The organism is Ruegeria sp. AE4 (assembly GCF_056542185.1).
Map to the genome: position 1 here is coordinate 1 of NZ_JBQFZK010000018.1, position 14,564 is coordinate 14,564.

General features: G+C 57.9%; 11 protein-coding genes and 2 pseudogenes. 7 read left to right on the top strand and 6 right to left on the bottom strand.

Annotation, left to right across the window (positions count from 1 at the left end; genetic code table 11):
• Nucleotides 1–379: 379 nt before the first annotated feature.
• Nucleotides 380–1,576 carry a Zn-dependent hydrolase gene (locus ACR0EK_RS17120; protein WP_480967971.1) on the bottom strand — a complete coding sequence of 399 codons (1,197 nt, stop codon included), beginning with the start codon at nt 1,574–1,576 and terminating at the stop codon, nt 380–382.
• A 139-nt stretch (nt 1,577–1,715) separates the two neighbouring features.
• Here ACR0EK_RS17120 and ACR0EK_RS17125 point away from each other — a divergent pair, with 139 nt between their 5' ends.
• From ACR0EK_RS17125 to ACR0EK_RS17140, 4 genes are read left to right on the top strand one after another with little or no spacing between them, the layout of a single operon-like run.
• Nucleotides 1,716–2,366 carry a histidine phosphatase family protein gene (locus ACR0EK_RS17125; protein ID WP_480915120.1) on the top strand — a complete coding sequence of 217 codons (651 nt, stop codon included), beginning with the start codon at nt 1,716–1,718 and terminating at the stop codon, nt 2,364–2,366.
• An 18-nt stretch (nt 2,367–2,384) separates the two neighbouring features.
• Entirely contained in the window at nt 2,385–2,999 is a 615-nt protein-coding gene (locus ACR0EK_RS17130) for a glutathione S-transferase family protein (protein ID WP_480624885.1), read from the top strand.
• Between the two features lie 14 nt (nt 3,000–3,013).
• Nucleotides 3,014–4,069, top strand: coding sequence for a saccharopine dehydrogenase (locus ACR0EK_RS17135; protein ID WP_480967972.1), 1,056 nt, complete (start codon nt 3,014–3,016; stop codon nt 4,067–4,069).
• Between the two features lie 3 nt (nt 4,070–4,072).
• On the top strand, nt 4,073–5,215 hold the full coding sequence (locus ACR0EK_RS17140) for a saccharopine dehydrogenase family protein (protein ID WP_480967973.1): 1,143 nt from the start codon (nt 4,073–4,075) through the stop codon (nt 5,213–5,215).
• Nucleotides 5,216–5,333: 118 nt separating this feature from the next.
• Here the strand turns inward: ACR0EK_RS17140 and fahA are convergent, their stop codons facing one another.
• From fahA to ACR0EK_RS17155, 3 genes and pseudogenes are all read right to left on the bottom strand, one after another.
• Nucleotides 5,334–6,593 (bottom strand): fumarylacetoacetase, encoded by a 1,260-nt coding sequence (gene fahA / locus ACR0EK_RS17145; RefSeq protein ID WP_480967974.1) that lies wholly within the window; start codon nt 6,591–6,593, stop codon nt 5,334–5,336.
• Between the two features lie 7 nt (nt 6,594–6,600).
• Nucleotides 6,601–7,236, bottom strand: a complete 636-nt coding sequence (gene maiA, locus ACR0EK_RS17150; protein WP_480774251.1) for a maleylacetoacetate isomerase — start codon at nt 7,234–7,236, stop codon at nt 6,601–6,603.
• Nucleotides 7,237–7,367: 131 nt separating this feature from the next.
• Nucleotides 7,368–8,710, bottom strand: a pseudogene (locus ACR0EK_RS17155) (IS3 family transposase).
• Between the two features lie 84 nt (nt 8,711–8,794).
• Between ACR0EK_RS17155 and ACR0EK_RS17160 the strand changes: the two are divergent.
• Nucleotides 8,795–9,145, top strand: a pseudogene (locus tag ACR0EK_RS17160) (aldehyde dehydrogenase family protein); the annotation flags it as partial.
• 16 nt (nt 9,146–9,161) lie between these two features.
• Complete coding sequence (locus tag ACR0EK_RS17165) at nt 9,162–10,388, top strand: Tm-1-like ATP-binding domain-containing protein (protein ID WP_480560476.1); 1,227 nt, start codon at nt 9,162–9,164, stop codon at nt 10,386–10,388.
• 188 nt (nt 10,389–10,576) lie between these two features.
• Here ACR0EK_RS17165 and ACR0EK_RS17170 read toward each other — a convergent pair whose 3' ends face one another.
• The gene (locus ACR0EK_RS17170; protein WP_480482885.1) at nt 10,577–11,488 is read right to left on the bottom strand and encodes a PhzF family phenazine biosynthesis protein; all 912 of its coding nucleotides are present in this window, start codon (nt 11,486–11,488) and stop codon (nt 10,577–10,579) included.
• 136 nt (nt 11,489–11,624) lie between these two features.
• On the opposite strand from ACR0EK_RS17170, the gene ACR0EK_RS17175 reads away from it, so the two are divergent.
• The gene (locus ACR0EK_RS17175) at nt 11,625–12,527 is read left to right on the top strand and encodes a LysR family transcriptional regulator (protein ID WP_480871430.1); all 903 of its coding nucleotides are present in this window, start codon (nt 11,625–11,627) and stop codon (nt 12,525–12,527) included.
• Nucleotides 12,528–12,864: 337 nt separating this feature from the next.
• Here ACR0EK_RS17175 and ACR0EK_RS17180 read toward each other — a convergent pair whose 3' ends face one another.
• On the bottom strand, nt 12,865–14,520 hold the full coding sequence (locus ACR0EK_RS17180) for an FAD-binding oxidoreductase (protein ID WP_480900743.1): 1,656 nt from the start codon (nt 14,518–14,520) through the stop codon (nt 12,865–12,867).
• Between the last annotated feature and the right edge of the window lie 44 nt (nt 14,521–14,564).

Sequence of the window (14,564 nt, forward strand, 5' to 3'; positions counted from 1 at the left end):
GAACCGGCATCTCCCACCCGGCAAAATCAACCATCTTGCCGCCCAACTCAACGTGAAGCCCAAAAAGCGGCGTGCGTCTAATCTCGGTCATCTTGGATACCTTTTCGTATCTTTCGGTTTGGAACGCATTCCCGTCAGTCTGCCTCAAGTAGTCAATATTGCAACGATTCCGGTCAACTTGCGAACCGGCGCGCCGCCTGTGGGGCAAGTCTGTATACGGGCGTATGCATCCATTGCGTTCCTATAGGAAACTTTTTTCCGTTAGGCAACATTTGTCATTTGGCCTCTGCAAGGGTTTGCCGATCAAAGCTTTGAACGCGACGATAACACCAGGCAAGCCGACTGCAATGGCCTGAAAAAACGGTATTTTGCCTGCACCTTATCGCGCCTGTCCGCCAAGTGACTGCACTGCGAGATCCAGCACCCTCAGCCCGGCGACAAGATCGCTTTCGGCGGTATCTTCGGCAAAATCGTGGCTGACACCGTTGATTGAGGGCACGAACAGCATCGCAACGGGCATCAGGCGCGACACGTTTGTGGCATCGTGCAACGCGCCCGACGGCATCCTGCGCCATTTGCCGGGGGCCACCTGTTCGGCCCCATGTTCCAGCGCCGCGCGCAGCGTTTGATCCATCGTGACGGGTTCCAACCCGAGCAAAGGGCCGTAGGTCAGCACCATGTCCTGTTCGCTGGCTATTTCCTGCGCTGTGGTACGGATGATCTCCTCCATCCGCGACAGCCGATCCGGATCGCCATCGCGCCACTGCATCGAGAACCGCGCCCGACCCGGCACGATGGACGACGCATTGGGGTGAAGATCGACCCGCCCGATGGTCCAGACGGTTTGTGGTGTCACCACGTTGCGAACCCGTTCGTTGAGGCGCGTGTTGAACAGTGACAACGCCTGAAACGCATCCCGGCGCAAATGCATCGGTGTGGTGCCCGCGTGATTCTGCTGCCCTTCGAAAGTGACCGATATGTCCCGGATGCCGACGATATCGGTCACGACGCCGATCTGCTCGTTCGCTGCGTCCAGAGAGGGGCCCTGTTCGATATGCATCTCGACAAAGCCGCTGAACCGCGCGGGATCGACAAAACCCTGCGACAGATCCGCCATGGAAGATCGGGCCTCGCCAAAGCTGACGCCAGAACCGTCGGTCAACACATCGGCCTTGTCCAGAGGCAGACCGCCGGACCAGACCGCCGAGCCCGTGGTCACACCGAACCGGCCTTCTTCGTCCTGAAAACTGACGACCGAGATCGGCTGGTCGCTGGACCGCGCGATTTCCAGCGCGGCAATCACGCCGAGCGCACCGTCCAGCCAGCCGCCTTCGGGCTGGCTGTCGGAATGCGACCCCATGAGCAGAGAGCGGCCAGGCGCCAGCCCGAAGAGGTTGCCGACCGGGTCGAAAAGCGGTGTCAGACCCGCATCGGCCATACGGTCCGCCAGCCATTGGCGCGCCGCGATATCCGCTTGGGAATAGGCCGGGCGGATGACCCCTTTGCCCACACCTGAGGCACCGAATTCACGCAGCTTGTGCAGATCCTCCAGAAAACGCGTGTGGTCGACGGCCATGAATCCCTCCGGGCGTGGTTGGTCAGGGCGACCATAGCCAGAAACCGGACAGCTGCGAATGTTTTTCCGGTGAGATCAAGAAACCCCTCTGGTCCCGGCAGGGAACCTGCCCTAAGACTTCGGCGCAAGAGGGAGCGACATGTCACATATCACATTGGTGCGCCACGGGCAGGCAAACACGACGGCGCGCGACGAAGCAAGCTATGACAAGCTGAGCGATCTGGGCCATCAACAGGCCCGCTGGCTGGGCGCGCATCTGCGTGACACCCGCAGCCACTATACACGCGTCTATTGTGGCACCCTGACCCGCCACACCGAGACGGTGACCAGCATGGGATTGACCGATCCTGTCAGCGACGCACGGCTGAACGAGATCGAGTATTTCACCCTTGCACAGTTGTTCGAAGAACAGCACGGCGTCGAAATCCCGACCGATCGCGAGGGATTTGTCGAACACCTGCCCAAAACCTTCGCGGCCTGGGCCAGCGGAAAGATCGAGAACGCGCCGGAATCCTTCGACGCGTTTGAAGCCCGCGTCCGCGATGCATTGCACGAGATCGGGACCGAGGGCGGACCGGCCATTGTCGTGACCTCGGGCGGGTTGATCTCGATGGTGGTGCGGCAGGCGATGGGGTTGGACATCCCGTCGATGGCGCGGGTGGCCCTTGCCATCATGAACACGTCGATGCATCGTCTGCACCCGATTGGCGCACAGCTGAGCCCGGTCCTGTTCAATGCGGTGCCGCATCTGGAAGCACCCGACCGGCAGTTCGCGCAAACCCACCTCTAACCAGATCGGAGATCCCTGATGCAGCTTTATTATGCACCCCGAACCATCTCGGTCGCTGTTGCGATTGCTCTGGAAGAGGCCGGGCTGGACTATGAAGCAATCAAGCTGGACTTTGCCGATGGGGAACAGACAAAACCGGCCTACAAGCAGATCAATCCCAAGGGGCGCGTTCCGGCGCTGGTGGTCGATGGCGGCATCCTGACCGAGACCGGCGCGTTGCTGGAATATATTGCGGTCAAGGCACCCGAGGCCGGGTTGGTACCAGCTGATCCGGTCATGGCCGCCCGCATGCGTGAGGTAATGTTCTATCTGGCCTCGACCATGCATGTGAACCACGCCCACAAGCTGCGCGGGCATCGCTGGGCCGACAAGAAGTCCAGCTGGAAAGACATGACGGACAAGGTCGCGCAAACGATGACTGCATCTTGCGACTATATCTCGTCAAACGGGTTGCGCGGGCCGTTTGTTCTGGGGGACGCGTTCTCTCTGGCCGATGCCTATCTTTATGTGGTTTGCAGCTGGCTGGAAGGCGACGGCGTCGATGTCTCGGCCTTCCCCAGGATCATCGCCTTCCGCGAGGCGATGGAGGCACGGCCTTCGGTTCAGGCGGTGCGCGCTGCCGGGATGCTCTGACAAAAGGAAGTAAGATGACACATCTCTGGGTCAGGGCGGAACAGCGCCCGAACGAGGAACGGGTGGGGCTGACACCCGAAGGGGCCGCGGCACTGATCGCCGCAGGTCTCCGCGTGACAGTCGAAGAAAGCCATGTCCGCGCCATTCCGATTGATGGCTACAAGGACGCTGGCTGTGCAATCGCGGCTGAGAATTCGTGGCCCGAAGCCCCGCTGGATGCGATCATCTTTGGCCTCAAGGAACTGCCCGAAGATGGCACCCCCCTGCCCCATCGCCACATCATGTTCGGCCATGCCTATAAGGGCCAGCATTCGGGTCGCGCGCTGCTGGAGCGGTTCAAGGCCGGGGGCGGTACGCTTTATGATCTGGAATACCTGGTGGGTGAGGATGGCCGCCGGGTTGCCGCCTTTGGCTATTGGGCTGGGTATGCAGGCGCTGCGGTAACGCTCAAGACATGGGCGGCGCAACAACGGGGCGAGGAATGCCCGCCGGTAGGGGTGTATGCAGGCAAAGACGTTCTGAACGCAGAATTGCTGGCCGAGTTGGACGCCACCGGAGCCCCACGCCCCCGCGCCATCGTCATCGGCGCTTTGGGCCGCGTGGGTACGGGGGCCGCAGACCTGTGCGACGCGATGGGCGTCGACGTCACCAAATGGGACATGGCGGAAACCGTCAGCGGCGGGCCGTTTCCCGAAATTCTGGACCACGACCTGTTCCTGAACTGCATTTTCGCGCGCCCCGGAACCCCGGTCTTTGTTCCGCGTGAGGCGTTGACTGCCCCGCGCAACCTGACCGCCATCGGCGATGTCGCCTGCGACCCGGACAGTGATTACAACCCGGTGCCGGTCTATGACCGTGCAACCACATGGGACGCGCCTGCTTTGCGCGTGGCAACCGATCCGGTGATGGACGTGATGGCCATCGATAACCTGCCGTCGATGCTGCCGGTCGAAAGTTCGGAAGATTATGCGGCACAGCTTCTGCCGTCGCTTCTGACCCTGACCGATCTGGACAGCGGCGTCTGGGGTCGGGCAGAAGCGATTTACAAAACACATATCGAAGGGATCTGAGCGATGACGATTCACTGGTGTGGCACCGGCCTGTCGGCCATCCCCGGCCTGCGCCGTCTGATCGAGGGTGGTCGCAAGGTCACCGTCTGGAACCGGACGATCGAAAAAGCCAAGGCCGAGGTTGGGGACCTGACCGACGATATCCGCGCCTTCGACATCGACGCACTGGGTGATGTGCTTGAGAAGGGCGACGTGATCGTGTCCATGCTGCCGGGCGACTGGCACGTACCACTGGCGGAACTGGCGATTGCCAAGCAGGCCAATTTCGTGTCGTCGTCTTACATCGCGCCCGAAATGCGCGCACTGGACGACAAGGCGCGCGAGGCCGGTGTGGCGCTGGTCAACGAAGTTGGTCTGGACCCGGGCATCGACCACCTGATGGCGCATGCGCTGGTCGATGACTATCGCGCCTCGGATGTGTTCGATCCGCAAAACCACCTGAGCTTTATTTCGTATTGCGGTGGCATTCCCAAGATCCCGAACCCGTTCCGCTACAAGTTCAGCTGGTCGCCGTTGGGTGTGCTCAAGGCGCTTCGGTCGCCATCGAAGTCGATCCGCGACTATGCCCCGCTGGGCGTTGCCCGCCCGTGGGATGCGATCAGCAGCTATATCGCGCCGCTGCCAACGCCGGAAAGTTTCGAGGTCTATCCCAACCGCGACTCGATCCCGTTCAAGGCGCAGTACCAGTTCGAGGATCACTGGCCCGTCAGGAAATTCGTTCGCGGCACCCTGCGCCTGAACGGTTGGGCGGATGCGTGGTCGGACGTGTTCCGTGAAATCGAAACCCTGTCGGGCCCGGAAGGGGATGCGCGTCTGAAAGAGATGTCCGACCAGTTCTGGGGCGAAAACGCCTATGACGAAGGTGAGCCCGACCGCGTGGTGCTGTGTGTTGGATTGAAAGCCGAGAAAGACGGCGTCGAAGTCTGGCACAAGACCTATGTCATGGACGCCTGGGGCGACGAGCGCGGCACAGCAATGGCGCGTCTGGTTTCGATCCCGGTTTCACTTGCCGTCGAGGCCGTTATGAACCGCGCCATCCCGGCAGGTGTTCACGCAGCCCCAAGCGACCCAAAACTGGTACAAGGCTGGATGGCCGAGATCGACCGACTGGCCCAGCACTTACAGATCGTGGATCATACGGCCTGATCGCACCCAAAAAGCCATTCCAGAGTTTCTGGAATGGCTTTTTGAACAACATGATCGAGTGGGATCACAGGTTTTCAAACAGCGGGTGCGGAACTACCGATGTTGCCCTGCTCGCCACTTACCTGGGCCAGTTAACGGCGGGCAGGATTTGCCCGACGCAATCGCCAAAGCCGATCTGGAAGCCTTCGCCCTTGGCCGCACCGCGCAGGGTCAGGGTGTCTCCGTCTTCGATGAAAGTCCGGGTTTCGCCGGTATCGAGCGTGAAGGGCTCGCGACCAGCCCAGCTCATCTCCATCAGAGAACCGTATTCCGTCTTGGTTGGGCCTGAGATCGTGCCAGACCCCAGAAGGTCGCCCACATTCATCGCACAGCCGTCGATGGCGTGGTGGCAGAGCTGTTCGGCGGCCGAGTAATACATGCGGGAGTAGTTGGTTTCGCCAACGACGCTCGCCTTCTCGGCTCCATCAGGCTGCATCAGCACCTGAAGCTCAATGTCGTAAAGGCCGTCCTTTGAGCCGTCGAGGTAGGGCAGAAGCTTTCTCTCGCGTTCGGGCGTTGGCACACGGAACGTTTCCAACGCGGCGGCGGTCACGATCCAGGGGCTGATCGAGGTGCCAAACGCCTTGCCCTGAAACGGTCCAAGCGGCTGGTATTCCCAGCCTTGGATGTCACGCGCGGACCAGTCGTTCAGCAGCACATAGCCGAAGATCATGTCGTCGGCTTCATCCACGGTGATCGGCTGGCCTAACTCGGACGGTTTGCCAACAATGGCGCCCATTTCCAGCTCGATATCCAGACGCATCGAGGGGCCAAAGCTGGGCATCTCGGCGTCGGGCGCTTTGCGCTGACCGTTCGGGCGGTGAATCGGCGTACCCGAGATCACAACCGAGGACGCGCGACCATTATAACCGATCGGAATGTGCAGCCAGTTGGCCGGCAGTTCGGGCGAGCCGCGCAGGATCGCGCCCATGTTCGCGGCGTGCTGACGACCGGCATAAAAGTCGGTGTATTCGGACACAAGGAACGGCATGTGCAGCTCGGCATCGGCTTGGGCGACCAACAGAGGCTCAACAGTGTCACGTTCGGTCGAAGCCTCGCCCAGCAGCTGTTCCAGACGGGCGCGCAGGGCGGCCCATGCGTCCGATCCCTGCTCCATCAATTCATTCCAGAAGGGCACGTCGAAAACGGGTTCATCACCAATCTCGATCAGGCCAGCTTCTTCGGCAGCGTGCATATCAAGGATCATATCCCCGATGGCCACGCCACAGCGCGGTGCGCTGTCTGAGGTCGAAAACACACCATAAGGCAGGTTGTTCAGGGGAAAGGGGGTCTCGGCAGAGTTCGCGCTGTCCACCCATGACTTTTTCAGTTGGCTCATGTGATCCTCACTCGGCATCCGGCTGTACCTCGGGTCGCGCATCGGCGAAGGCGGACAGGGCCAGACAGGTTTCTTCGATTTCGGTCAGACGCGCAAAGGGCGTCATGTCCACACCCCAGCGATGCCCGTTGTAAAGCTGCGATACAAGGCAGATATCCGCAAGCGATGGCATGTCGCCAAAGGCAAAGCGGGTGCCTTGGGGCAGCATAGCCTGAAACGCGGTCAGACCTTCGTTCATCCAGTGGACCATCCAGTCCACACTTTCCGCTTTGCTGTGCCCCATCCCGTCCAAATGTTGAACAACGCGCAGGTTGTTCACCGGATGGATGTCCAGCGCAATCACATGCGCCGCCGCCATCACCTTGGCCCGCGCAATCGGGTCGTCCGGCAGAAGCGCCGGGTCGGGATAGGCGCGGTCAAGATAATCAAGGATAGCCAGAGATTGGGTCAACTTGGTGCCATCCTCAAGCTCTAACACAGGGACGCCCTTGCCGGGGTTCATCGCTTGATAGGCTGCGCTTCTTTGCTCGCCTTTCACCAGATTGACCGGGCAGCTTTCGAACGGCACACCCTTCAGGTTTAATGCAATACGCACCCGATAGGATGTGGTCGATCTCCAATAGGTATATAACTTAAGACCCATCATTTCTTACCCGGAGTCCCGTCGAACTTCTTCTCAAGGCTGTCCCAGCAGTCGCTCTGTCCGTCGTCAGGGTTTTTGGGACCAAAGGCTGCCTAAACTAGAGGAGGGTTTGGCTCATCTGGTTGGTTTGATTATGCGGCCTGTTTGCGATGATGCAAGCGCCGGGCTTCGAATGTGTTTTGTTTGATCCTTTCGCTTTTTTAGAGAATGGCTTTGTCTCGGCCGAAGTAGACGTCGGCGGGCGTGACGTTGTTGATACTCTCGTGGAAGCGCTGATGATTGTAGTGATCGACGAAGGCCGTGATCTGGGCTTCAAGATCACCGGGTAGGAAGTAGTTTTCCTGCAAGATGCGGTTCTTGAGGGTCTGGTGCCAGCGTTCGATCTTGCCTTGAGTCTGCGGATGATACGGCGCACCGCGAGAGTGCTTCATCCCTTTGTCCTGCAACCATTCAGCCAAGTCACCGGACACTTAACTTGAGCCGTTGTCGCTGAGCAGACGTGGCTTGTGAACGACATGAACTTGATCGCAACCCGAAGCCTGCAACGCCAGATCCAGAGTATCCGTCACATCCTGCGCCCGCATGTTCGTGCAAAGCTTCCAAGAGACGATATAGCGGCTGTAATCATCCAGAACCTTGCTGAGATAAAACCAGCCTCATCCCAGCACCTTGATGTAAGTGAAGTCCGTCTGCCAGAGTTGGTTGATGGCCGTCGTCTTATGCTGGAACTCATCTGCTGCCTTGAGCACGATGAACGCCGGGCTGGTGATCAGGTCATGCGCCTTGAGCGTGCGATAGACCGTGGATTCCGACACAAAATAGCGTTCCTGATCGGTGAAGGTCACCGCCAACTCGCGTGGCGACAGCTCTGTCTCCTTTAGCGCAAGATCCACAACCTTACGCTTCACGTCGGTGGGAACGCGGTTCCAGACGTGCTTTGGCTTGGGAGATTGATCCGCGAGACCAGCTTCGCCACGTTGCAGGTACCGGTCATACCAGCGGTAAAATGTGGTGCGGGGAATGCTCAGTTTGGCCAGTGTCCGACGCGCCGACAGATGACTTTCTTCCACCAGCCTAATGATCTCCAACTTCTCTGATGCGGCATACCTCATTCGTGGTCGTCCCCATCCCCGAGCATGCTTTTTTTGAGAAGACGCAGCTCAAGCGTCTGTTCAGCGACCACTTCCTTGAGGTCTTTTACCTCACGGCGCAACTCTTTGACCTCGTCCGTGTTCGCAGCCCGGGCTGTATCGCCAGCCAAGCGCTTCTTCCCGGCCTCCATGAAGTCCTTGGACCATTTGTAATACAGGCCCTGGGATATACCCTCGCGACGGCACAGCTCCGCGATACTGTCCTCGCCACGCAGCCCATCAAGCACGATCCTGATCTTCTCTTCGCTGGAATACTGCTTGCGTGTTGCCCGCTTGATATCTTTGACGATCTTCTCGCCAGGGCTCCTCGTTGTCTTTCTCATCGTCCACTCCTTGGTGGTTACGATGACCCAGAAACTCTCTCTTATCAAATTGGCCTAAATGGTCCCATATGCGCTGACGTTAGACACATGGCCCCGACGGTTGTAACGGGGGTTCACCCCACCGATCGGCTGGCAACGGATGAAGTGTTTGGCCCGGTTCTTGCGGTCATTCCCTTTGACACCGAAGAAGAGGCAATCAAAATTGCCAATGGAACCGATTACGGTCTGGCATCCGCAGTATGGACGTCGAACTTGTCGCGCGCCCACCGCATGATCCGGGCCATTCAGGCAGGGGTTGTCCATGTAAACACCTATGGAGGGGCCGACACAACGGTTCCATTGGGTGGCGTCAAGCAGTCTGGCAACGGTCATGACAAATCGCTGCACGCCTTTGACAAGTATTTCGAGCTGAAAACAGCTTGGATCAAACTTTGAACCTGAAAGGCGGCCTATGACCAATCGAACTATTCTTGTCGTTGGGACCTATGACACCAAAGATGATGAACTGAACTTCATCTCTGACGTGATCCGTGAACAGGGTGGATTGGTGAAAACCATGGACATCAGTGTGCTTGGCGACCCCAGTCACCCCACTGATTACTCCAAGCATCAGGTGGCAGAGGAGGGTGGCCACACAATACAGGAAGCCATTGATGGCGGTGACGAAAACCTTGCGATGCAGATCATGGCCAAAGGTGCAGCCCTGCTGGTTGCACGGCTGCACCATGAGGGCGTGTTCGATGGCGTTTTGGTTTTGGGCGGTTCAATGGGGACCGATCTGGCCCTTGATCTGTGCTGTGCCTTGCCCATTGGTGTGCCTAAATACATCGTCTCAACTGTCTCTTTCTCGCCGATGATCCCGCCCGAGCGGCTGCCGGCAGACGTTCAGATGATCCTTTGGGCTGGTGGTCTTTACGGGCTTAACTCGGTCTGCGAAGCCTCTCTCCGGCAAGCTGCTGGCGCGGTTCTGGGGGCCGCACGCGCTGCCCGTCCGATGAAGAAAGACCGCCCTCTAATCGGGATGACATCCTTCGGCAAAACAGTCTTGCGCTATATGGTGCACCTGAAGCCCGCCCTTGAGGCGCGCGGGTTTGAACTGGCCGTTTTCCATGCTACGGGCATGGGAGGGCGCGCATTTGAAAGCCTTGCTTCAAAAGGTGAATTCGCCGCCGTTTTGGACTTTGCACCGCAAGAAGTCGGCAACCACATGTTGGGATCAGCCATCAGCGCCGGCGAAGATCGCATGACCAATGCGGGCAAGGCCGGTGTGCCGCAGATTGTTTCGATTGGGTGTTATGATCTAGTCGATTTGGTAGGCTGGCATCCCGTTCCTCCAGCGTTGGCGGATCATGACCTTCATAACCACAACCGACTAATTACTGCGGTCAGCATGAGCGCCGAGCAAAGGCGCGAGATGGCACGCACCATGTGCGCAAAACTTTCTGAAGCAACCGGCCCGACTGTTCTGCTTGTGCCGCTCAGAGGCGGTAACGAATGGGACAGGGCCGGGGCGATTTTGGAAGATGTAGAGGGACTTGCAGGATTCATCGAAGAGCTGAGAAAAAACTGTCCGGAAAACGTAACACTTGTGGAAATTGACAGCCACATCAACGATGTCGAGTTTTCAGACAAGACCTTGGAGATTCTGGATACCTGGCGCTCTGATCATGTGATCTGATTGGGTTGCCCGACTATTCAACGTGAACGTCACAATCTGAACGAGCGCCCCAGCAAAAGCTGCGATATCCGCGCTCGGAGAGAGTTCGTTGTTTTGAAGGGTCGCGGCAAGATTTGCGTGAAACCGCTCTTCAACTTGCTCGACAAAGCTGCGCGCAATGTTACACGCCGCCCCAAACGCTGTTTTAGTCACACCGACAATTGAAAGGACCGCATGACTTTGCCTTGCCCGCCTGCCATTAGACTGGCGATTGCGCCGTCACGAACTTCCAGTTCAACCTGAATCAAACTGGGCGAAGGGGTTTCCATGAACATGCCCTGTTCAATCAGAAACCCGTGCTGACGGCGGTGACCCAGGTCGTGCAGGACACAGGCCAGCGGCCCTGCGGCCATTCCCGTCGCGGCCTCTTCATCAATGGCATATCGGGGGGCGAACATGCGTGCAGTAGCGTCGCGCCCGTCCGAGCATTGGGCCGTTGTGAACACATAATATCCTATCAGGTCCAGACGGTCGCTGATCGTTTTGATCTGCTCGAAATCGGGTTTGATCGAAGCCAGAGTTTCCCTGTCAGCTACTCCGATCACGACAAAACTGTTGCCGGTATTGACCAGAACGGGCGGCATTTCGTGATCCAGATTGCTCGGGGACAACCCCAAAGAGCCCAAAACGTCCTGCAAACTGACACCCTGAGAGGTCCAATCTTCTGGCGTTTCATATCTAGGGGCCAACTGTTCCATAAACGCGGCACCATCCTTGATCAGAATCCGGCGCGGGCCGTCCACAGTTTCTTTTGAGGTTACAGGATCAGGAATACGGCCAAGTGCTTCCAGATGGGAAAAAGCGGCAATGGTCGCATGGCCGCAATGCGCGATCCTGCGGTTCGGGGTGAAGAAGTCCAGTTTGAAACCTTCGGTCGCGGATTGCGAGACAAAAGCGGTTTCGGACAGGCCAACCTGTGACGCGACCTTCAGCATCTGCGCCTCGGTTAACCCGTCGGCATCCAGAACAACCCCAGCAGGGTTGCCCCCTAGCCCGTTGTCCACAAAACCGTGCACGATCTGAACAGTCACGTTTTGGCCGATGGCTTGGCTTACATTCATGGCATTTCTCCCATTTCCTGCGGGCGCTTTTGCCTTAGCGGAGTGATTGTGTCTTCGCCTGAGACATAGTGTGTTTCAATTGTTGGCAGAATGATATTAAGCTTGAATTTATTATTCACTATTTTGGAATAATTACATGGACAAGTTTCGCGCGCTTCTGGTCTTTTCGAAGGTGGCCGACCTGGGTGGCTTTGCTGCTGCTGCGCGCAACCTGAACATGTCGCCACCGGCTGTGACGCGCACCATTTCGGTACTGGAGGGCGAGTTGGGCGTCCGTTTATTCGTAAGAACGACACGATCTGTCATGTTGACCGAAAGCGGGCGCAGATTTCTGGAAGATGCCAAGCGCATTCTCGTTGATCTGGAACAGGCAGAAAACGCTGCGGTCGGGACCTATGCGGAACCTAAAGGATTGCTCAACCTCACTTCGTCTGTGTTGTTTGGCAGATTGTTCATCACACCAATTCTTGCTGATTTTCTGGGGCACTATCCCAAAATCGAGGCGCGAACGCTGTACGTGGACCGGATCGTGAATTTAATAGACGAAGGTGTGGATGTTGGCGTCAGGATAGGTCCGCTTGCGGATTCCAGCCTTATGGCGATGCGTTGCGGTTCTGTCAGACAGGTTGTTTTTGCAGCACCCGAATACCTTGAACAAGCAGGCGAACCCGAAAGCCCGGATGACCTGAACAGACATGTCCTGATCAATTCCCTAGCCCTGTCGCCGTCAGGCCAGTGGCAGTTTGACCACCTGGGCAACCCGAAGCTTGTGCGTGTTCATCCACGGATCAGCATGAATACCAACGATGCTGTAATCGAAATGGCACTTCGCGGTCAGGGTCTGGCCCGGCTTTTGTCCTATCAAGTCGCACCATATCTGGCGGACGGACGGCTAAAGGCAGTGTTATCTGATTTTGAACCGGCTCCTGCACCGGTTCACATCGTGCACCACGAAGGGCGGATGGTGTCCGCAAAGATTCGCGCATTTGTCGATTTTGCCGCAAGCCGCCTGAAACGTGAGGCAGCACTGGAATACTGAAGCGTCGAACTTCGACCTGCCACTCTTACTGCAGCTTGGGGAGGTTTCTGTGTCGGCAGGCGGCCGAGGGCGTCGCACTTTTCCTAAGACGTATATGCAATCGTAGGAACGACTTAGGAATAACAGCGAGAGGAACTGAGGAGTTGGTGTCTGACGCCTAAAAACTCGAACTACTCAAATACAAGCCGGTGAGTTTCGATTGAAAGCTGGAATGGCGAAATCATTCCGGCCGGTGAACGCTATCCCAACAACACAATGCAAACGAAACGAACAAAAGGCACGTATGTCCTTGCTCTGGTGGTTTGAGCTTCATTTGCCCACGCAGGATCACGTCAAATCACCCAGTGGGGCCAAAACTTTCGGTGTGAATATGTTCCGGAGAGATGCCGCGGCGTTCCAGATCGGCCTGGATCTCGGCCATGAAACTGACAGGGCCGCACAGAAAGTAATGCGCGCTGGCATCGTTGATCAGTTGCGCCAGAAGCGCCCCATCGACACGGCCATGCGAGTCATAGTCCATTCCGAACTCATCCTCTGGCGTTGGTTGGCTATAGGCCACATGCGTCGTGATCCCCGGCCGCCTAGAGGCCAGATCGTGAACTTCACCGGCCATTGGATGGTGCTGACCGTCCCGAGCACCGTGGATGAACCAGACAGGGCGGTTGCCGCGCTCGTCTGCGACCTTATTCAGAATGCTCAACATCGGTGTGATACCAACACCTGCGCTGACCAGAACCAATGGGCACCGGTCGCAAGTCATTGTGAAATCACCCGCTGGCCGACGGCTGTTGATGATTGCGCCCAGTTCCAGATGATCGTGCAGAAACTGCGATGCGATCCCTTTTGGCTCACGCTTGACCGTAATCCGATAGCGATGATTGTTCGGTCCGTTACTGAGCGAATAGGTCCGGCGCACCGGTTCGGCGATCCCTGGAATTTCAAGCTCGATTGGCAGGTATTGCCCGGGCTCGAACCCAGCCAAGTGGCCACCGTCGCGAGCTTCGAAAACAAACGAGGCGACATCGACGCTTTCACGGATCTTTTCGATCAGGCGGAGCGATCGGACAGAATCTGCATCCGAAGTCCATCTGAGGCTGACTGCCGCGCGGATTTCCACGACCTCGTCAATCTCCAGTGTCACCAGCCGCCGCGCCCCCGGGAAATTTGTGATCTCATCGCTGGCCCAGTCGATCGAGGCGACGCCGGTCAGTTGCAGCAAGCTGCCGCTTTCGAAATCGACGAACAGAAATCCCGCCCTTGGGTCGAGCAACAGGTTGCCGATAGTGTTGAAGTGGTTATTGCCGGCATAGTCGGGAAACCGCAGCCGCCGGTTGTCCAGAACCTGCACGAAACCACGGTCGCCACCACGATGGGACACATCCATCCCGTAAGTCGGGCTTTCGCCCTCTTCGCGATAGCCGCTGGCGATAAAGAAAGTATCGGCTGTTTCGATCCACCGGACCTGATCCGGCGTCAAGTATTGGCCGAGTGTTGTCGGTCCGGGCCTCGAGTCATCAACCCGGTGCCACGCGCGTTCACGGATATACTGCGGGCAGTTGCCAAAGGTCTGGTCAACGTGAAAATCAAAACCGGTCGGAGTGACGCGTCCGGCGCGGCCATTGATACGGTTGCGCCGACGCGTGGCCAGTTCAATACCAAGGATGCCAACATCGCTTTTGGGGTGAAGGGCACCGTGCAATGCATCGCCTTGGGCTGGCAAGGCAGTAATGGAAAGCGTTTTGTTATCTGGTGCAGAGACGAACCCGTCTGGCCCTTCCAATAACGTAACCCAGGGCCGACCTTGCGCATCGCGCGCGGCCATCACAAGAAACGGCAGGGCGGTATGAAAATCCCGATGCTGTTCGGGCATGTGGTCGCGGACAACTTTCCGTGCCCAGTGTTCAATGTCGCGGACACCCAGCCGCGCCTGCGCCATGTGTTCACCCCGATGAAAAGGGGAAGTGCTGCTGTCGCTGGGTTCGATGGAAATCATGGGGTCTCTCCTGGGGCGGCAAAGTTTGGACGCATGCGCCCGGT